Source organism: Finegoldia magna ATCC 53516, from assembly GCF_000159695.1.
Lineage (GTDB): Bacteria > Bacillota > Clostridia > Tissierellales > Peptoniphilaceae > Finegoldia > Finegoldia magna_F.
The window spans coordinates 510096-528905 of the sequence record NZ_CM000955.1; the positions used below are offsets into that span (position 1 = coordinate 510096).

24 protein-coding genes are annotated in these 18810 nt (G+C 31.3%); 18 read left to right on the forward strand and 6 right to left on the reverse strand.

Annotated elements, in window-relative coordinates:
• Positions 1-39 precede the first annotated feature (39 nt).
• From HMPREF0391_RS02330 to HMPREF0391_RS02340, 3 genes are all read left to right on the forward strand, one after another.
• Positions 40-300: a hypothetical protein gene (locus tag HMPREF0391_RS02330; protein WP_002835237.1), complete on the forward strand. Its 261-nt coding sequence runs from the start codon at positions 40-42 to the stop codon at positions 298-300.
• On the forward strand, positions 300-1628 hold the full coding sequence (gene rlmD, locus HMPREF0391_RS02335; protein WP_002835238.1) for a 23S rRNA (uracil(1939)-C(5))-methyltransferase RlmD: 1329 nt from the start codon (positions 300-302) through the stop codon (positions 1626-1628). The genes HMPREF0391_RS02330 and rlmD overlap by 1 nt, the downstream gene beginning before the upstream one ends.
• 170 nt (positions 1629-1798) lie before the next feature.
• Positions 1799-2323 carry a GNAT family N-acetyltransferase gene (locus HMPREF0391_RS02340; protein WP_002835239.1) on the forward strand — a complete coding sequence of 175 codons (525 nt, stop codon included), beginning with the start codon at positions 1799-1801 and terminating at the stop codon, positions 2321-2323.
• Between the two features lie 175 nt (positions 2324-2498).
• Here the strand turns inward: HMPREF0391_RS02340 and HMPREF0391_RS02345 are convergent, their stop codons facing one another.
• Both HMPREF0391_RS02345 and HMPREF0391_RS09550 read right to left on the reverse strand, forming a co-directional pair.
• Positions 2499-3137, reverse strand: a complete 639-nt coding sequence (locus HMPREF0391_RS02345; RefSeq protein WP_230454545.1) for an Abi family protein — start codon at positions 3135-3137, stop codon at positions 2499-2501.
• 40 nt (positions 3138-3177) lie between these two features.
• A complete protein-coding gene (locus HMPREF0391_RS09550) occupies positions 3178-3453 on the reverse strand; it encodes an Abi family protein (protein ID WP_002835241.1) in 276 nt (91 codons plus the stop codon).
• Positions 3454-3748: 295 nt separating this feature from the next.
• On the opposite strand from HMPREF0391_RS09550, the gene HMPREF0391_RS02350 reads away from it, so the two are divergent.
• From HMPREF0391_RS02350 to HMPREF0391_RS02400, 12 genes are all read left to right on the forward strand, one after another.
• On the forward strand, positions 3749-4141 hold the full coding sequence (locus HMPREF0391_RS02350; RefSeq protein WP_002835242.1) for a ferritin family protein: 393 nt from the start codon (positions 3749-3751) through the stop codon (positions 4139-4141).
• 71 nt (positions 4142-4212) lie between these two features.
• On the forward strand, positions 4213-4524 hold the full coding sequence (locus HMPREF0391_RS02355) for a hypothetical protein (protein ID WP_035109149.1): 312 nt from the start codon (positions 4213-4215) through the stop codon (positions 4522-4524).
• 14 nt (positions 4525-4538) lie between these two features.
• Positions 4539-4682, forward strand: a complete 144-nt coding sequence (locus tag HMPREF0391_RS09415; RefSeq protein WP_002835244.1) for a hypothetical protein — start codon at positions 4539-4541, stop codon at positions 4680-4682.
• 678 nt (positions 4683-5360) lie between these two features.
• Complete coding sequence (locus HMPREF0391_RS09555) at positions 5361-5618, forward strand: hypothetical protein (protein ID WP_002835245.1); 258 nt, start codon at positions 5361-5363, stop codon at positions 5616-5618.
• A gap of 63 nt (positions 5619-5681) precedes the next feature.
• Positions 5682-6122 (forward strand): GNAT family N-acetyltransferase, encoded by a 441-nt coding sequence (locus HMPREF0391_RS02365; RefSeq protein ID WP_002835246.1) that lies wholly within the window; start codon positions 5682-5684, stop codon positions 6120-6122.
• Between the two features lie 162 nt (positions 6123-6284).
• Positions 6285-7661, forward strand: coding sequence for an ATP-binding protein (locus HMPREF0391_RS02370; protein ID WP_002835247.1), 1377 nt, complete (start codon positions 6285-6287; stop codon positions 7659-7661).
• A 93-nt stretch (positions 7662-7754) separates the two neighbouring features.
• Positions 7755-8162 carry a nuclear transport factor 2 family protein gene (locus HMPREF0391_RS02375; protein WP_035109150.1) on the forward strand — a complete coding sequence of 136 codons (408 nt, stop codon included), beginning with the start codon at positions 7755-7757 and terminating at the stop codon, positions 8160-8162.
• Positions 8163-8171: 9 nt separating this feature from the next.
• Complete coding sequence (locus HMPREF0391_RS02380) at positions 8172-9038, forward strand: hypothetical protein (protein ID WP_002835250.1); 867 nt, start codon at positions 8172-8174, stop codon at positions 9036-9038.
• Between the two features lie 24 nt (positions 9039-9062).
• Positions 9063-9479: a hypothetical protein gene (locus HMPREF0391_RS02385; protein ID WP_035109152.1), complete on the forward strand. Its 417-nt coding sequence runs from the start codon at positions 9063-9065 to the stop codon at positions 9477-9479.
• 9 nt (positions 9480-9488) lie between these two features.
• Positions 9489-10028: a DUF3783 domain-containing protein gene (locus HMPREF0391_RS02390; protein ID WP_002835252.1), complete on the forward strand. Its 540-nt coding sequence runs from the start codon at positions 9489-9491 to the stop codon at positions 10026-10028.
• Between the two features lie 151 nt (positions 10029-10179).
• Positions 10180-10920, forward strand: coding sequence for an ABC transporter ATP-binding protein (locus tag HMPREF0391_RS02395; protein WP_035109155.1), 741 nt, complete (start codon positions 10180-10182; stop codon positions 10918-10920).
• Positions 10907-12481: a hypothetical protein gene (locus tag HMPREF0391_RS02400; RefSeq protein ID WP_002835254.1), complete on the forward strand. Its 1575-nt coding sequence runs from the start codon at positions 10907-10909 to the stop codon at positions 12479-12481. The genes HMPREF0391_RS02395 and HMPREF0391_RS02400 overlap by 14 nt, the downstream gene beginning before the upstream one ends.
• 59 nt (positions 12482-12540) lie before the next feature.
• On the opposite strand, the gene HMPREF0391_RS02405 is transcribed toward HMPREF0391_RS02400, so the two are convergent.
• A complete protein-coding gene (locus HMPREF0391_RS02405) occupies positions 12541-13638 on the reverse strand; it encodes a glycerol dehydrogenase (protein WP_035109158.1) in 1098 nt (365 codons plus the stop codon).
• A 160-nt stretch (positions 13639-13798) separates the two neighbouring features.
• Between HMPREF0391_RS02405 and HMPREF0391_RS02410 the strand changes: the two genes are divergently transcribed.
• Both HMPREF0391_RS02410 and HMPREF0391_RS02415 read left to right on the forward strand, forming a co-directional pair.
• On the forward strand, positions 13799-14365 hold the full coding sequence (locus HMPREF0391_RS02410; protein ID WP_035109160.1) for a helix-turn-helix domain-containing protein: 567 nt from the start codon (positions 13799-13801) through the stop codon (positions 14363-14365).
• Positions 14329-15183: an IS3 family transposase gene (locus HMPREF0391_RS02415; RefSeq protein ID WP_035109162.1), complete on the forward strand. Its 855-nt coding sequence runs from the start codon at positions 14329-14331 to the stop codon at positions 15181-15183. Before HMPREF0391_RS02410 ends, HMPREF0391_RS02415 begins: the two co-directional genes overlap by 37 nt.
• Before the next feature lie 63 nt (positions 15184-15246).
• Here the strand turns inward: HMPREF0391_RS02415 and HMPREF0391_RS02420 are convergent, their stop codons facing one another.
• The 3 genes from HMPREF0391_RS02420 to cysK form a co-directional block, all read right to left on the reverse strand.
• Entirely contained in the window at positions 15247-16248 is a 1002-nt protein-coding gene (locus HMPREF0391_RS02420) for a hypothetical protein (protein ID WP_002835259.1), read from the reverse strand.
• 91 nt (positions 16249-16339) lie between these two features.
• On the reverse strand, positions 16340-16864 hold the full coding sequence (epsC, locus tag HMPREF0391_RS02425) for a serine O-acetyltransferase EpsC (RefSeq protein ID WP_002835261.1): 525 nt from the start codon (positions 16862-16864) through the stop codon (positions 16340-16342).
• Positions 16851-17747, reverse strand: coding sequence for a cysteine synthase A (gene cysK, locus HMPREF0391_RS02430; RefSeq protein WP_035109164.1), 897 nt, complete (start codon positions 17745-17747; stop codon positions 16851-16853). The genes epsC and cysK overlap by 14 nt, the downstream gene beginning before the upstream one ends.
• 108 nt (positions 17748-17855) lie before the next feature.
• On the opposite strand from cysK, the gene HMPREF0391_RS02435 reads away from it, so the two are divergent.
• Complete coding sequence (locus tag HMPREF0391_RS02435) at positions 17856-18521, forward strand: Crp/Fnr family transcriptional regulator (protein WP_002835263.1); 666 nt, start codon at positions 17856-17858, stop codon at positions 18519-18521.
• The last annotated feature ends 289 nt before the right edge of the window (positions 18522-18810 follow it).

Below are 18810 nucleotides of genomic sequence, written 5' to 3' on the forward strand. Positions count from 1 at the left end.
TTTAATCCCAATGGGAAATTTAAAAATGAAGGTGAAATTATGTCAGAACAAATAGAATTTAGATTTGATACACAATTATTAATAGCAGGAGAAAACTTATCAAGCGATACAATTAGTGAATATATCACAGAACATTTCAAGGGCGATTGCCTTTTGGTTGTAGGTGGCGATGATTTGATTAAAATACACTTCCATACTAATGAACCTTGGCAAGTATTGGAATACGGACAATCAATCGGAGATATTCACGATATCGTCGTAGAAAATATGCAAAGACAAGCAGACGGTCTACAAGGATAATGAAAAAAATTTTAGAGGCAAAAGTAGAATACAATGTATTTCCCAACAAGGGAATTTGCAAAATAGACGATAATTTGTATTCTATAAAAAACACAATTCAAGGACAAACAATCTCTTTTCAACGAAAAAGAAAGAAAAAGGGATTTATTGAAGGAAAACTAGTTGAAAAATTAGAAAACTCCCCTCTTGAAACTATTGAAGGTTGTCCTGTAAATGAAAGATGCGGCGGTTGTATTTATCAAAAATTAGAGTATGATGTGGAGTGCGATTTGAAGAAAAAAACACTCACTGAATTGTACAAAGATATTTACGATGAGGATATTACTTTTCATCCATCGCCTATTTTACAAGGCTACAGAAACAAAATGGAATACACTTTTGGAGATAGTGTCAAAGGTGGTCCACTTGTTTTGGGACTTCACACTAAAAACAAATTCTACGAAATAACAGACACCGTAGATTGCAATATAATAGATGAAGGCTTCAACAAAATCAGACAAGCTGTTCAAGAATATTTTCGCGACAAAAATTACGAATTTTTCAAAAAAATAAAACATACTGGACTTTTGAGACACTTCATAATCAGAAAAAGTTTCAGTGAAGATGAGTACATGATTAATTTGGTAACCACAAGTGATGAGTTTGATGTGAATGATTTCGTCGAATTTGCAAAGCAAATCGACAACAGAATCGTGTCGATTTATCACACAATTAACGATAATATTTCTGATGCGGTAATTGTCGACAAATTAGAATTGTTGTACGGCAAAGAATATTTGACAGAAAAAATAAACGGATTGGAATTTAGAATATCTCCATTTTCATTCTTTCAGCCAAATCCAGCACAAGCAGAACAAATTTATAACAGAGCCTTGGAATTGGCCGGAGATTTGTCAGGAAAAAACGTCTACGATTTGTACTGTGGAACAGGAACCATCGCACAAATTTTTGCAAAAAAAGCTGAAAGCGTAATCGGAGTCGAAATAGTTGCTGAAGCAGTCGAAAAAGCACAAGAAAACGCAGAACTAAACGGATTGACTAACACAGAGTTCATATGCGATGATTGCTTGAATTTTATGGAAAAAGTTGAGAAAAAAGACGTAGTAGTTCTCGATCCTCCACGAGATGGAATTCATCCAAAAGCAATCGATAGATTAATCGACATCAATCCCGATAAATTCATCTACATTTCTTGCAATCCCATAACACAAAGAATGGATTTGGACAAATTTATCGAAAAAGGGTATAAAATCAAGTCATTGGAGTTCTTCGATCAGTTCCCAAGAACTTACCACTGCGAAGCTGTTGTGCTGTTGGAGAAAAAGTAGAAAAATCTGAGCGCTTGAAATCAATATATTATTGATTTTGTGGATTTATTATTAAAAGCTTAGTATTTTGAAATTAGTGGTCGAAAATTTCTTTCAAATTCTTGTTTTTAACTACATTTTGGATATTTAGTAGGTTGTGTGCATGGTATGGATGGAATTAAGGAAAATATATGAAACTAAAATTAATTAAACTAACTAAAGAGTATGAATTAAAGCTTGGTGAGATGATCGATGAATGGAAGATTGACCAAGAAATGAATAACACAAACACTTCTCCGTGGTCAATATTTAAAAATGATTACCATGATTTTGACTATTATCTAAATAACTTAGAAATAAAATCTAAAACTGAAAATAAAGTTCCAGATTCAGTTTTCTTCCTTTTAGATGAAGAAAGAGATAGACTTTTAGGAGCTGTAAATATTCGCCACTATTTAAATGAGTCACTTTTGAAAGAAGGTGGACATATTGGAGATGGAATAAGACCCAGTGAGAGAAGAAAAGGCTATGCCACAGAAATGGTAAGACTAGCTTTGATAGAGTGTAAAAATTTGGGAATTGAAAGAGTACTTATGATTTGTGATAAAGAAAATATCGGATCAGCTAAGTCTATTATTAAAAATTGTGGAGTACTTGAAAATGAGTTTGTTAACTCAGATGGTAAGACAATTCAAAGATATTGGATAGACAATTAATTGTGTTTAAAAGTACAGCGTAAAACTACAATATAACAATAAAAAATTTATATTTAAATTTAAAACCCGGCTTTATCACAATTGATAATTGTCGGGTTTTTGTATAGTAGAACTCTAGTTAATATTAAATGCCAAATCCATGAATGAAATTATCATCATCAAATACTATATTTTTTTATTTCAAACTATTATCGCTAAATCCTGAAATTCTAAAAAAATAATCAACAGATATACTTTTAAATTTTCTCCTGTATTTGCTTTTAATATTTGCTAATGCTGCCACTAAATACTTGTATTCTTCTTTAGGAATTACTAGTTTAAGAACTAAAATTAAGTCATGCAAATTTTTACCTGTATATTTCTCATCAAAAAACTTTTCAAAAACAGCCGTTTGCCCCATTTTACTCAAAGAGAAAGAATACATTACTTCATCGTGAGCACAAACATTTCTAAAAAAATTGCAGATTTTAATTATTTCTGTAAGTTCTGTCTTACTAATTTTTTCTTTAGATTTATAGCTTTCCTTGTATCTTTCACCAAAATCTCTAGCAATCATATTTTGAAGTGACTCATCAAGAGAGTTGTAGAAATAAGATATATTTCCTAAAGTAAGGAAGTTTACAAGTACCCAAAGAGGTATACTGTCATGTTTTTTTATATAATGTTTAATCGGTTTCTTACCGTTTAAATTCTTATTCTCTCTACTTATAGTATTGGACAAATTTGCTATTGTTTTTAATACATAATTTAATTGGTGTTTTGAGTTTGAATAATTTTCGATTTGTAGGTAAGGATACAATCCATCTCTATGTATATCCGAAAAATGATACGCACATGAAGTTTTTAAAAGCTTTTCAAAACGAAGTAATGAAAAAAAAAACTACTTCCTTCAATTCACGATCCATTTCGTGCAGGTAAAAAATTTCTTGAAAACTACTACCATCCTTATATTTATCTTCATCTTCAGTTGAAACCTTAAGGTCCAAGAATGGAGTTTTATATCCATTAATCAAATTATAGTAATTCAATTGTGATAAAATAATTTTAGCATTATCTGGATTATCAATATTTAGACCTCTTGAAGAAAGAATTTCAATTTGCTCATCATAAGTTTTAAATGGCTTGCTCATGTATCCACCTCACAAAAAATGCCCCGCCACGTATGGCAAGGGCTTGTTCCTTATATATATTATAGTAAAAAATTTACGTATAGTCAATTATAACTGGTTAAATAGTTCAATTAAAATCTAATACATTTAAAATGTATTGCCAAACAAGAATAAAAAATTTACAATCAATGAATCAATTGCCTTTAAATACATAAATGGAATTATTACCACTAAATATTTATGGTAAAATTAAATTAACTAAAAAATTATTCTATGAATTTAAGGGAACTAATCGAATCTAAAAAAGGAGAAAAAAATGAATATAACACAAAAAGATATGAAAATACTATTGAAATCTCAACAAGGCGAATTGGATGTTGTGTTAATGTATCGTGCACTTGCAGATACTGTAAAGGATGCAAATGACCAAGAAACTTTTCGTAAGCTTGCTACAGAAGAAGGTCATCATGCATCGGTATTCCACAAGCTTACAAAAGAAAATTTGAAACCTAAAAAAACCAAGGCGATAATTATTCCTTTGCTTTATAAGATAATAGGAAAGAAAAAATTATATAAACTAATTGCAAACGGTGAATACAATGCTGCTAATACCTATGCACCAGTTGCTGAAAAATTTCCAGAAATAGAAAGTGTCAAAAACGATGAAAAAAGACACGGTGATATTGTAAACTCATTAATTAAGAATTAATTTGGATTTTGATAAATAATACTATTAGCGTTATAATATATGTAAAAAAAAGTAAAAACAAGGAGCAATTTATGAAAAAAGAAGATTTTACAGAAAAAGAACAAGCAGAAATTGACAGAGGACTATCTTCAGCAGAAATCACTGACAAAGAAGCTGCAGATAAAATATTAGAATTAGTTCCAGATGGATGGATCAAAAAGATTCCATTTTTTGTAAGAAAACACTCAACGACTAAAACAATCGAAAGAATAGCCAATCAATACCCTGAACTTTACGCTGTAGCAAAGAGAGAAGGAGAACTTCCTGAAAAAGAAAAAGACGAATTGCAAAAAATCATTACAGATATTTTTAAGGAAAAAATGGCAAAACACAATATAAAATAATTAGAGAATTTCCTATGGAAACTATAATAGTCAATGAAGCAATCAAACTTGTTCCCTATTTCGAAAATTATGAGACTACTTTGAAATGGTATGAAGATAAGGATGTGTGCAAACAAGTCGACAACATTGATTTCGTATACGATATTGATAGGCTTTAAAAAGAGATATTTGAACACAAATTAAAAGCGACGAACTTGTCGCTTTTTTTGTTGCAATAATTTACTAAACTATTGCAAAACTTTTCAACTCATTATTATATTGATATTTTTAATGCAACATCGTAATATGCAATATCATAATATTGCATTGTCTGATATGCTTTTAAATTCTTATACGAACTGAACCTACCGTAAACATAAAGGCAGATAATTGAGATTATGTAGAAAAAATAGATGGAGTTATAGATACAATCATGTTTCTTGAATTGGCAATGAGATGCGATAATGACATAATTAAGTCCGTATATGATGATATAAGTCTTTTGTAATTTTTTTATTAAAGCTTGTAATCTGTATAAAATATTTATTGAATCGGAATTTAAATAATGCTAAAATAAAAATCAAGGAAGATATAATAATAGTTGGAGTTTTTCTTTGCGCCAGAAGTAATACCTGCTATATAAGGGGTGCTTTATTATAATAGATTATTTCTTAAAATTAGAATATAATGCTAAAAACATTATAGTATTAACATTAGAAAAAGACTCTCAAGATCTTGCAATAATAGTTTATGAAGATTTAAATAGAGCAGAAAATATAAATATTGATTTTCCGTATTATAAAGAACAAATAGAAAGTGTTCCTGAATACATTGATAAAAGAAATCTTGTTTCTATAATGATATTTCCAATTTTTAATTTAGCTAAAGCTAAAAAGCTAGAAGAAGAAATAGAATCTGTAGCTGATTATTATATCGAACATAGAGGGAAAATTAATACAAAGATAAATTGGATTTACGAAAAAAAAGTTACAGATTTATACAAGACTATAGATACTAACAAAATAAGTTTATTAAAATATTTATTTGAATTTTGTGAGAATAAAACTTTAAAGGATAATATAAAAAGTTGTGATTTTTCTCACTTAAATCAGTGATACAGCATCCACAAAAGTATGTACTTTATTTTTTTATATCTACATTAAAAAAGGAAAATTAACATGAACACAATTACCGTAAATGAAAACATCAAACTTATTCCCTATTTTGAAAATTACGATACTACTTTGAAATGGTACGAAGATAAGGATGTGTGCAAACAAGTAGACAACATTGATTTCGTATACGATGTTGATAGGCTTCAAAAAATGTACAATTACTTGAATACTCATGGAAAGTTGTTCTACATTGAATACAATAACGAATTAGTTGGAGATATTTCCTTGACTGATGACAATGAAATAACAATAGTTGTGTGCAAAGAGTTTCAAAACAAACACATTGGTAGAAATTGTGTCAAAAAGATTTTGGAATTAGCAAAAGAAAATGGATTAAAATCTGTCACGGCAAATATCTACGCTTTTAATCATCAAAGCAGAAAAATGTTTGAAGCTGTAGGTTTTAAGCAAATCGATGAAGAATTATTTGAATACAAATTTTAAGCGACTAACTTGTCGCTTTTTTTGTTGCAAAAAATTACTAAACTATTTCAAAACTTTTCAACTCATTATTATTTTGATTTTTTTAATGCAATATCGTAATATACAATATCGTAATATTGCATTGTGCGATATTGTGTTTTATAATAGAGATGAGGTGAGAGTATGAAATTTATTGGTCGTGATAATGAACTAGAAAAACTAAATACAGAATTTTCTAAGGAAAATTTTTCCATGTGTGTAATTTATGGTCGAAGAAGAGTCGGGAAAACTTATTTGATTCAAAAATTTATGGAAGAAAAAGCTGGATCGTATTTTGTCGGTGTAGAATCTGATAAGTTTATCAACTTGAATCATTTATCACAATCAATTTATAAGGCATGTGATTATGATGAAAATTTACCTGCATTTATTGATATTGATCATGCTTTTAGATTTTTATTCGAATATTCCGTGAATCACAGAATTGCGTTCGTTATTGATGAATATCCATACATTGCTGAGTCCTTCCCATCAATTTCCTCAGTTCTTCAAAATTTGATTGATGAATATAAAACTACAAGCAAATTGTTTTTGATATTATGTGGTTCATCTATGAGTTTTATGGAAAACCAAGTTTTAGGATATAAAAGCCCTCTTTATGGAAGAAGATCAATTCAACTTAAAATCAATCCTTTTTCATATAAAGAATCTGCAAAATTTGTAGAGAATTATTCTAATAATGACAAGGCAATTGTTTTTGGATTAACTGGCGGAGTTGCTGAATATCTAGTTTTTTTTGATGATTCCATTAGTTTACAAGAAAATATAATCAATAATTTTCTGTCTGTTCAAGGTAGATTATACGAAGAACCTTCTAATTTATTGAAACAAGAACTCAGGGACCCAAAAAGATACAACGATATTTTGTATTTGATTTCCCATGGACATAACAAAGTATCTGAAATATCTAATAAATTAGGTGTGCAATCTGGCTCAATCAGTCCTTATCTTGAAAGTTTGATAGAACTTGGAATTATTGAAAGAAAAACTCCTGTAACTAATCGCAAATCCAATCGCCCTATTTATTTGATTAAAGACACGATGTTTAATTTCTGGTACAAATTTGTACAACCTAATCTCAATTTGATCAACCTTGAATTAGGTCACAGAGTATACTCAGAAAAAATAGAAAATTGCATAAATGATTATATGGGTAAAATTTTCGAAAAAATCTCAATAGAATACTTGGAATACAGAATAATATCTGGAGATTTGAGCTTCTTACCTACCGATTATGGAAATTGGTGGGGTAATGATTCTCTTCGTAAAAAACAATCGGAGATTGATATATTAGCTTATGACAGTGAAAATTATCTGTTCGTGGAATGCAAATGGAGAAATGGACTTTGTCCGAAATCTGTACTCAATGAACTAATTGAAAAATCGAAAATATTTAACAGCAACCAAAAATATTACTGGATAGTTAGCATGTCTGGTTTTGAAGATTTTTCGTACGATGACAATGTTGAGCTTATTACGTTAGATGATCTGTACGCTTAGTTTTATGTGATAATGTACAGGCTAAATTACCGTAATTTATTTGATTTGTGGTATCATTAATGTATGACAGAAATCTTTTTAAGGGAGATTATGATGAATAATAGAGAATTAATTATAAAATTGTGGTTTAAAATGTGGCTAGAACAAAAAGACTTTGGAATAGATAACATTTTTGCTGATAATGTTGTCTACACAGAATGTTGGGGTCCAAGGTACTCAGATAAAAAAACTATAAAGATATGGTTTGATGAATGGAATACTCGCGGTAAGGTTATAAAATGGGATATTTTACAAATATTTCATCATGAAAACCAATCAGTTGTTCAGTGGATTTTTGAATGTAAAATGAGTAACGGTGACATTTCAAGTTTTGAAGGAATTTCGCTTATTTTATGGAATGATTCAGACAAAATTATTGAACTAAAAGAATTTCAATGTGATATCAACACCTACAATCCTTATGAAAATGGAAAAACACCTAAATTCAGGGATGATTTCTAATGATAGTATATGTTAAGAGAAGCGACTTTAAAAGATATAGAAAAGTATTTGAACTTTTCATATAATTTATCACAAGATTTGACAACTTCAGCATTTCCAACTTATTTGGATGGTATCAAGACTAAAAATGATTTTTACAAATCAGCATATTCATCATTTTCGAAATCAAATTCAAAAATACTCTTATTTATAAATAATGATGAAGTGTTAGGTTGGATTGATTTTTATTGGATTGAACAAGACCATTATTTAGGTTTTAATGTATTTAATATTCAAAATAATCAACAAGAAGCTATTGAAGAATTTATTGAATTTTCAAAATCCAGATATCCAAACTATACGATTTATTTTGGTTTCCCTTCAGATAATGCACTAAGTATTGAGTATTTAAAAAGTATAGACTCGGAAAGAATTGACGAAAACTACGTATACACTTTAAATTTTGAAAAATATTCTCCTTTAGAATATGATGGAGACATAGTTAGTATTAATATTGAGAATTGGAATGATTTTCGAGATTTACATGATAAAACAAGTGATATTTACTGGAATTCCGATAGGCTTTTCAACGCTTTAAATTCAAAGTCAAATAAGAAATGGAATATTTTTTTATATTACGAAAAAAACATTTTAAAAGGATGTATTTATTTTGTGTACACGCCTTTACTAATGGAAATTTTTGGGATTGATTATAAGGATGATTTTGACGAAAATATCATGCGAAGTTTATTGATTAATTGCTTGAACGTATCAAAATCAGATAATCAAAAACATACTACGTTTTTTGTTGAAGAAAAAGAAAGAAAAATAGTTGAAAGTGTTGGTTTTAATTTCGTAGCAAAGTATGAATTATATACTATTAATTTAAGCGATTAAATGTATAATTTTAAGGAGGTTTTTATGCTTGAGTTTTTGAAAAAAGGAGTTTTTAAGGGAACTGATGAGTTTTTGGAACAAAAGAGTAAATTGATTTTAAAAACTTCGGAAAAAACATTCGACTCTCCCCCTTTTGATAAGGTTATAGATGAGATAGACAAGATTTCAGAGGATGCGCTTAGAAATTACAAGGAAGTGAGATCTGGTAAGAAGACTTACTTTTTCTCGTTGGAATTTGTGGGTAAAAGTTTCATTCAAGCGACTTTTATTCCTGCAGCAGATGAATGTGTCTATCATATTGAATATATGAAGGATATCACTGATAATTTGGTGAAGTGTGTCGATGATGTGAGTGTCGAAGACACTAAGGATTTGTTCAAGGACTTTTATGATGAAAAGCCTTTGAGTGATGATTTTGATTGGGAAGATATGAATATTTAAGGAGGTTTTATGGCTAGATCGATTTTAATTTACAATATGCCTGAAAATATTAAAGAATTTTTGAAGATTGAATCTGAAAAACACGATTTTGAAATAATTGAATGTGACGATTCTGATTTGTGCACTAAAATATCTGTGCTTTTAAAAGAAGAAGACGGTGACAAAATTGAGTGTGCTGAAGAAGGTGTGGATATTAATTTTCTAATGATTAATAAGTTCAACAATCAAATTTTGAATAGATTTTTGAAGGATATGCAACGTGAAAATGTCTACATTCCAAACAAATGCGTGACAACTGAGCACAATATTAATTGGCCACTTAAACAACTTCTTTTGGAAAATAAAGAAGAACACGAAGTGATGATGATTTACAAGGAACTTGCAGCTCTTAGGTCACAAGCTATCCAATTGTACAAAGAAAATGACGATGATGAACTTTACGAAACTATCACCGAAGTCACTGAGTATATGCAACCAAAAGAATTTGAAAAGGATGAACTTATCAGAAGATTCAACCACTTAAAATCAGTTATAGAAAGAATTGGCTAGATTTATTTAACTCATAGTCAAAGTAACAAACCCTCATGCTGTGAGGGTTTTTTTACGTATTAGAATTAGCAATAGCTAATTCTTTTTTATTTGACAGGATATCTATAGTGTGTTACGATTATGATACAGTATGATACAAGAGGAGGTATTTATGATTACTTTTGAGAATGTGACAAAAAAATACGACAGAAAAATTGCTTTGGACAATTTGAATCTTACAATTAACAGCGGAGAAATCTTCGGTCTTATCGGCCATAACGGAGCTGGTAAATCAACTACGATAAAATCTTTGGTTGGTGTTATAAAACCTGAAGAAGGTACTATCAAGATCGATGGCGTCGATGTAAGAGAAAATCCAATGGAAGCTAAGAAAAAAATCGGATACGTGTCTGACAGTCCTGATATGTTTTTGAAGATGACTCCTTACGAATTTTGGAGATTTGTCGGAACGATTTATGAAATTGAAGAAAACAAATTCAACGCTACTTGCAAGATGCTTTCTGAAAAATTTGATTTGACAGAATTTTTCCAACCTATCGAGTCTTTTTCACATGGTATGAGACAAAAAGTTTTCGTAATAGCTGCTCTATTATCTGATCCAGACGTGTGGGTATTGGACGAGCCGTTGACTGGACTTGACCCACAAAGCTCTTACAATTTGAAAGAAATGATGAGAGAACACGCCAACAAAGGAAATACTGTTTTGTTCTCCACTCATATTTTGGAAATTGCAGAAAAACTTTGCGACAGAATCGGAATTTTGCAAAAAGGAAAACTTATATTCTTGGGTACTGTTCAAGAATTAAAAGACTTGCATCCAAATCAATCCTTGGAAGAAATTTATCTTGAAATGATAAAATCACACGATGAGGTTCCAAATGAACAAGACTAAATTAAAAGAATTGATGAAAATCGACTTGCTGAATATCAATCCTATGCTCACAGGCCAAATCAGACAGAAGACCAAGCCTGCGGATAACAAAAGTATTTACAAGAAAATTATCAGGCAATATATAATGTCCGCTGTGATGATGATTGTAATTTACGGCCTTATGTTCGGACTTATATTTGATTACAGCAAAGCACCTAAGATGTACGATTTGTTCGTATTTTACTTGGTGATTTTGGGAACTTTGCAAAACTTCATCAGCGTATTCAATCTGTTTTATGAAAACAAGGATTCGTTGAAGATGTCCTACTTCCCAATCAGCCAAAAGGAAATGTTCATATCCAAAACTTTCTTGACGATGTTAAGTTCATTGACAGTACTAAGTCCGATTTTGTTGTTGTCGATAAAATTTTTCATTGATTTCAAATTCAATATATTCTTGGCGATTTTGTACGGAATTTTGAATTTCGTAGTTTTATTTGTTTTTACAATAATTTTGAATATTGTCGTTGCAGAACTTTTGGTGAGAACATCCGCATTGTACAAATTCAACACGCAAATAATGGTTGGACTTAATATCTTTATTCAAGTCGTTGCCGTAGTATTTGTGATTTTTATTCAAAACTCAAACATCATGAAAAATGCCACAGGGCTTGGACCTATTTCAGGATTACTTCACAAACCAGTTTCGGCGATTATTTTTATCGCTATATTGGCAGTTGTTGAGATGATTCTAGGGAAGGCAATCTTAGAGTTTGCATCTAAGAACTTGTACGAACACATGAGCGACATTCAAAACAGGAAAAATTCAGTTAGAAGAACAAAAGTTGACAAAGAACCAAGCAATATCGGCAAAGAAATGTTCAAATACAACAAAATGCTTTTGAATGATGCTACAACTATCACATCTTGTATTTTATTCCCAGTAATGTTTCCAATAATAATGACATTTACTAGCGCAACTAATATGAGAAGTGAAATTGGGACGAATTTTTCCGATTTGCAATCACTTGCAGTAGCACTTAGCATTTCATTTATGTACAGTGTGTTTATTGGACTATTTCCTATGAACCTACAATCGATAATAGTTTCATTAGACGGACAAAATCACGATTATTTGATGAGCCTACCAATGAGCAAGAAAACTTATTTGAATGAAAAAGTAAAATTCTCATTTATAATAATGGGCGTGTTGTCTGCCCTTGCAATATTAGGATTTTCGATATTCTTCAGAGTAAAAGTTTATTTCATAATACTTGCAATCTTGTTGAATTTATTATCGATATTCGTATTTTGTAGATTCAAAGTCGCAGGAGACTACAAACACAAATACGTGAATTGGTCGAGCATTTCAGATATAATGAACAGACAATCCAAATTCGCCTACGTTATTAAAATGATGGGACTTTCATTTTTGACAATAGCAATATTCTCATTTGTAATGTTTAGCATACAATCAGCTCCTATTAAATGGATTCTTATGGGAATATTAATTCCATGGGCATTAATATTAGTAGGAATTGAACTTTACAATCAAATCAGTTTTTGGAGAAAAATAAAATAGACTCAAAAAATCATCCTCTTTTTAAATTTGAGGATGATTTTTTAGTGTGCTATTTATTTCTAGAATCTTTTGTGTTCTTCGTAGTATCTTGTACCCAAAACATCAGCTGTCAATACGAAATCTCTTAATCTTTCTGGATTGATTTCTCCAACTACGTTGTGAATAGTTTCTCCTTCAACACAGGCTTTTTCGCAACCTACCATAATATTTTCGGCTTTTATATTCATATCATTCAAAGTGATTGGAAGTCCAACTTTGTAGCAGAAATCCATTACCTTCATCAACTCATCTTTTGGAGCTGATTCCATCAACAATTGCACAATCGTACCAAAAGCTACGATTTCTCCGTGCATTGCAGAAACGCCTTCTATTTCAGTAAATCCGTTGTAGATAGAATGTGCCGCTGCAAGTCCGCCATTGTCTGCCCCAACACCACTTAGATAAGTTGCTGCTTCAATAACTTTTTCAACAGATTCGTTCAACAAATGATTTTCCACAGATTTCTTGGCGATTTCTCCATGTTCAAACAAAATCTCATTGCACAATTTACAAAGAGCCATCGCTGATTCACTAATTCCACCATTTTCAAGTGAAGGCGCATCAACTTTTTTGCAACTTCTAGCTTCGTAGTAAGTTCCCAAAGCATCTCCCATTCCTGCAACCAAAAATCTAACAGGAGCGTTGGCAATTATTGTAGTATCCACGATTACCATGTTAGGATTATCTGGATAGAAAATATATCTGTCAAATGTGTGATCGTCATTGTAAATAACTGAAAGTCCAGTACATGGAGCGTCAGTCGCTACAACTGTAGGAACTACCAAAACTGGTTTGTTTTCATAAAACGCCGTAGCCTTTGCAGTATCAATAGCAGATCCTCCACCAATTCCAACAACCGCATCGATTTTTTCATCAACGACGATTTTTCTCATTCTCTCGATTTCTCCATTAGAAGAAATTCCAGAGAAAATTTCATATTTTCTGAAAGCGTCAGTTCCTTCAAAACTTTTTTCTATTTTTTCTTGGCAATCATTCAATCCTCTTTTTGAAGATACGAACAAAAACCTGTTTCCATAATCTCTTGCATATTTGGCAAATTCGTTCAAAGCGTCTTTGCCTTGAACGTATTTTTGAGGTGTTCTAATTAATTTTAGCATCATATTCTCCTTTCGTGATTTTGATAAACAAGGTTATTTATTTAACATTTATGTCCAAATAACCTCTAAAATATTTATACCCAAATAGAAAAAACAAAAACAGCGACAAACTTTTGATATGTACCCTCTTTACTGGACATCCAGTAAGGAGGGTATTTTTATGAAATATAGTTATGAATTTAAAAGAGAATGTGTGCAGTTGTATAGAGAAGGTAAATGGCCTAATACACCTGAAGGAGTTAAAGAAAAGAGATTTCATGACACAATTAAAGAATGGTTTAAGTTAGAAGAAAAGCATGGTCCAGAAATTTTAAAACATGGAAATAATATCGAGTGGACAACTGATGAAAAGCTAGAAGTGGTCAGCAAAGTATTAGCTGGAAACACAATAGGTTCTGTAGCAATTGAAATCGGAATTAATCGTGGACAACTTTATTCATGGGTTAACAAGTATAAAAATTATGGATATAATGGTCTTGTAAATAGAAAGAGAGGTTGTAAATCTAAAAATACAAGCATGAAAAAGAAAAATATCCATAAGCCAAGGAAACTTAATGAATCTGAAAGAGAAGAGCTCATAAGACTTAGAGCGGAAAATGAATATATAAAAGCAGAAAACGAAATAATAAAAAAAGAGATCGCCTTGAGAGAAGAACGTTACGCTGCGCAACTCAAGGCGAAAAAGCAGCGATTGTCAAAGAACTTAAAGAAAAAGGATACAGACTAAACTATCTTTTAATAGCGATTGATTTGCCAAAATCAACATACTACTTTGAACTGAATAAAGTGGATAAGATAAAAGTTAAGAATCGCCCTATCGCAGATAAAATAACCGAAATATTTAACTTGCACAAAGGAAGATATGGTGTAAGAAGAGTGTATATGGAGTTAATAAATCAAGGGTATGTAATAAATCATAAAAAAGTTCAAAAGATCATGCATGAGCTAAAACTATTTGGGAAAAGGTCTAAAGAGAAATATCACTCATATAAGGGAAAGATAGGTAAAGTTGCAGATAATATCATCAATAGAGAGTTCAAAGCAGACAGACCTTTACAAAAATGGACCACGGATGTATCTGAATTTAAATTTTCTTGGGGTAAATGCTACATATCTCCAATACTTGATATGTATAGCAATGAGATTATCTCATATGACTTATCTCTAAGTCCTAATTTAAAACAAATATCGAATATGTTAAGAAAAGCATTTAGCAAATTTCCAAAATTAAATAACTTGATACTACACTCAGATCAAGGTTGGCAATACCAACATAAATATTATGTTAATGAACTAAAAAAACATGGTATAAGACAATCAATGTCAAGAAAAGGGAATTGTTACGATAATTCTATTATGGAAACATTCTTTGGAAGATTAAAAAATGAAGTTTATTATGGCTGTGAAAAGAGCTATAGCTCCTATGAAGAATTTTCTAAAGCAATAGAAGAATACATCTATTATTACAATAACGAAAGAATTCAATCAAAAACAAAATGGATGCCACCTACAAAATATAGGTTAGCATCCACTACAACTAATTAATTAAATATTGTGTCCAGTTTTATGGGTACACATCACTTTTCTCGTTCATCGCTATTTGTTAATTTATTTTGGTTGAATGTAGTCTACTAAGAAAAGTTTTTCTGTTCCATCACTTGTAACTCTTACAACTACATCTTCTTGATCTTTATCATTGTATTGTCTAGTTAATATGATGTCTCCTTTTTTAAAGCTAAAATTATACGGAAAGTATTGATTGTAACCTGTTGTCGTAAAATTTTTGAAGTATTCCGTATCTTTAATTCGGTATAATTTTTCGTGAGAATATCGAGAGTACTTGTGGCTTATAATTCCATAATAATCCGCTTCAAATTCTCTTCCATTGTATGTGATTTTTTCTGTTGAGATTGGTTTAAGGTTTTTACTTTTCAACAAATTAACTATGTGAAGATTTTTAATTTTATCTTGTATAATCTTCGTCATATAATCGTTAACATAACCTACCCCGTCTATATGTGCCAATCCAAAAAATCCAATAACATCTCCTTTTGTCCTATTATATGTATCCATAAAATTTTCAGCCATCATTTTATCTCTGTACTCACTAGCTTTTAAATGATCAACTTTTTCTTTGCCATAGAAATTCTTGCCTTGTTCTATCGCCCTCTCAGTAAGTTCGATGTCTTCTTTGTCGCCCTTTTCTTTTGCTAATTTTAGGTAATCCTTACCTATGCTATCATAAGCATGTCCCACATCGACACCGTAGAATATAATATCATTCATTTCTTTCTTAATAGTTTTATAAAATTCAATATTGTAATCATAATCATAATTTCCGTATTTTTTAAAAAAATCAAACATTTTGTTTAAATACTCATCATTGTCTGATTTCATCCACAAATTAAGATATTGTGCACAATAATGAGGAGACTCTAGAAAATAATTCCTGCCACCTTTTTTGTAGTAATCTCTCAAAATGTTTAACTCTTCGTTATAAATAGGTTTTATATCGTGATCTTCTCCATACAAATACACTTCTCTTTTTCCAATGCTGCATGAGCACAACATTAAAAGCACCATTACAATTGCAAATATTTTCTTTTTCATAAATTCCTCCTGCTTGCTTATACATCCATTTTATCACAAAACAAAAAATCTCCTCAGCAAATTTTGTTTGCCGAAGAGATTTGTATTCATATTAATGGTGTCTTATTATTTTTGCAGGCATTCCAACTGCTGTGCAATCACTTGGAACATCACTCAAAACAACTGCACCTGCGCCGATTTTCGCACGATCTCCAATTTTAATCGGCCCTAAAACAGTCGCTCCAGTTCCAATTACAACATTATCACCTACAATCGGATGACGTTGGTGCTCCTTTTCGTTGCCAGTACCACCAAGCGTTACATTATGGTAGAAGTGGCAATTATCACCAACAATCGCAGTCTCACCAATCACAACTGCCATCGCATGATCTATGAACAGATTCTTGCCGATTGTCGCTCCTGGATGAATTTCAATTCCTGTTTTGCGCCTCGCTCTTTGTGAGAAAAACCTCGCTAGAGTTGTGTGCTTTTTTCTGTAAAAATAATTTGCAATTCTGTGATAAATCAATGCCCTCACGATTGGATACATAAATATCGCTTCAAATTTCGTGCGACATGCAGGATCTTCTTGTAAAATAAAATCACCGTATTCAGATAATCTTTTAATTAGCCTCATTTTTAAATAATTCAGTCGACAAGTACCTTTCTCCAGTGTCTGGAAGAACAGTAACTATCGGACCATCAACTTTCTCTAACATTTTTAAAGCGCCAAATACATTTGCGCCCGAAGAAATCCCCACCAAAAGTCCTTCTTCTTTTGCAAGTCTCCTTGCCATATCCAAAGCATCGTCACCCTTAACAGTGATTACTTCGTCTAACATATCCCTATCCAAAATTTCTGGAACAAAGTTTGCTCCAATTCCTTGGATTTTGTGTCCACCAGCCTTTCCAGTGCTCAACAACGCTGATTCTTCTGGTTCAATTGCCCATACAGCTACATTTTCATTCTTTTCCTTTAAGAAATGACCAACACCTGTTACAGTTCCACCTGTTCCTACACCAGCAATAAATCCTTTAACTTCTGGCAATTCGGAATAGATTTCAGGACCTGTGTATTTTTCGTGAGCCAAAGTATTATAAGGATTTGCAAATTGATTTAGCATAAAATATTCGCCAGTAGCTTCCAATTCCTTCGCCTTATCAACAGCTGTTTGCATACCACCTTCGCCAGTCAAAATAATTGTAGCACCATAAGCTTGCATCAATTTGCGTCTTTCGATAGACATCGATTCTGGCATCACAATTGTAACATCGTATCCAAGATTTTGACCAATCATTGCAATAGCAATACCAGTATTACCACTTGTTGGTTCAACAATCTTCATTCCTGGTTTTAATGAGCCATCATCAATAGCTCCTCTAATCATTTCAAGAGCTGCTCTGTCCTTGATTGAACCAGTTGCATTTTCCTTTTCAACCTTAACATAAATGTTTCCATTTCCTATGTTTTTCAATCTAACAAGTCTTGTATCTCCAATAGTATCTAAAATATTTTTCATTTTTCTCTCCTTTGTTTCCATATATCATAAACCACATTTGATTTTATGTCTATAGTTTAATATAATTTAATAAAAAAGTACGTTGTTATAACAACACAAGAGGTAGAAATGGAAATATTAAAATCAGAATTATTCAAAAACTTCTCACAACAAGAGATCAATCAACTATTAAACTCAAATTTTATTTACCAAAAATCCTACAAAAAACACCAATACATTTACAAATCTGGAAACACAACAGACACATTTGGACTAATACTCAAAGGAAAAGTTAGATTAGAAATCACAAATTATTGGGGAAGTAGAATGATACTTTCAAACAGAAACAAATTCCAAATAATCGCAGAATCCTACGCAATCAGTGGCGAAAAATTAATCATAGACGTTGTCGCAAGTGAAGACTGTGAAATCCTGTTTATAAACACAAACCAAATTTTCGCAAATCACAACGACTACAACCACAAATTAATCAAAAATCTGCTACTCATACTATCAAACGATAACTATTCACTATCACAAAAACTTTGCCAATCCTCCTTCAAAAAAATTCGACAAAAACTATCCGTCTATCTAAGCTCAGTCGCACTAAAAAAAGAAACCAACCAATTCGACATACCATTTAATAGACAAGAACTTGCAGATTACCTAAACGTCGACAGAAGCGCACTATCAAAGGAACTAATGGAAATGAAAAAAGAAGGACTACTAGACTACAACAAAAACCACTTCTCACTCTATAAAAACTTCAACGAAGAATACTTTTACGTAATCTAGTCCCGTCTACTCTCCCTGAATCTGATTAAGCGGATTTTTTCTAATTTGTAATTCAGCTATCCCTCAGCTAACTCTACCAATCTGACGAAATCTCTTAGCAAAAACTCGTATGTAAGCAAGTCTCCCCATTCTCACGAAATCTCTTAGCACTTCGGCAAACTATCGAAGCTTAAGAATATCATACGAAAAAAATTTTGCTGATTTCAAATCGAAGGGCTCCGGCTAAAATTTAACCGCTTGAGCGCCAGCGAGCTTTAAATTTTAGGAGACCGAGATTTAGAAATCACAA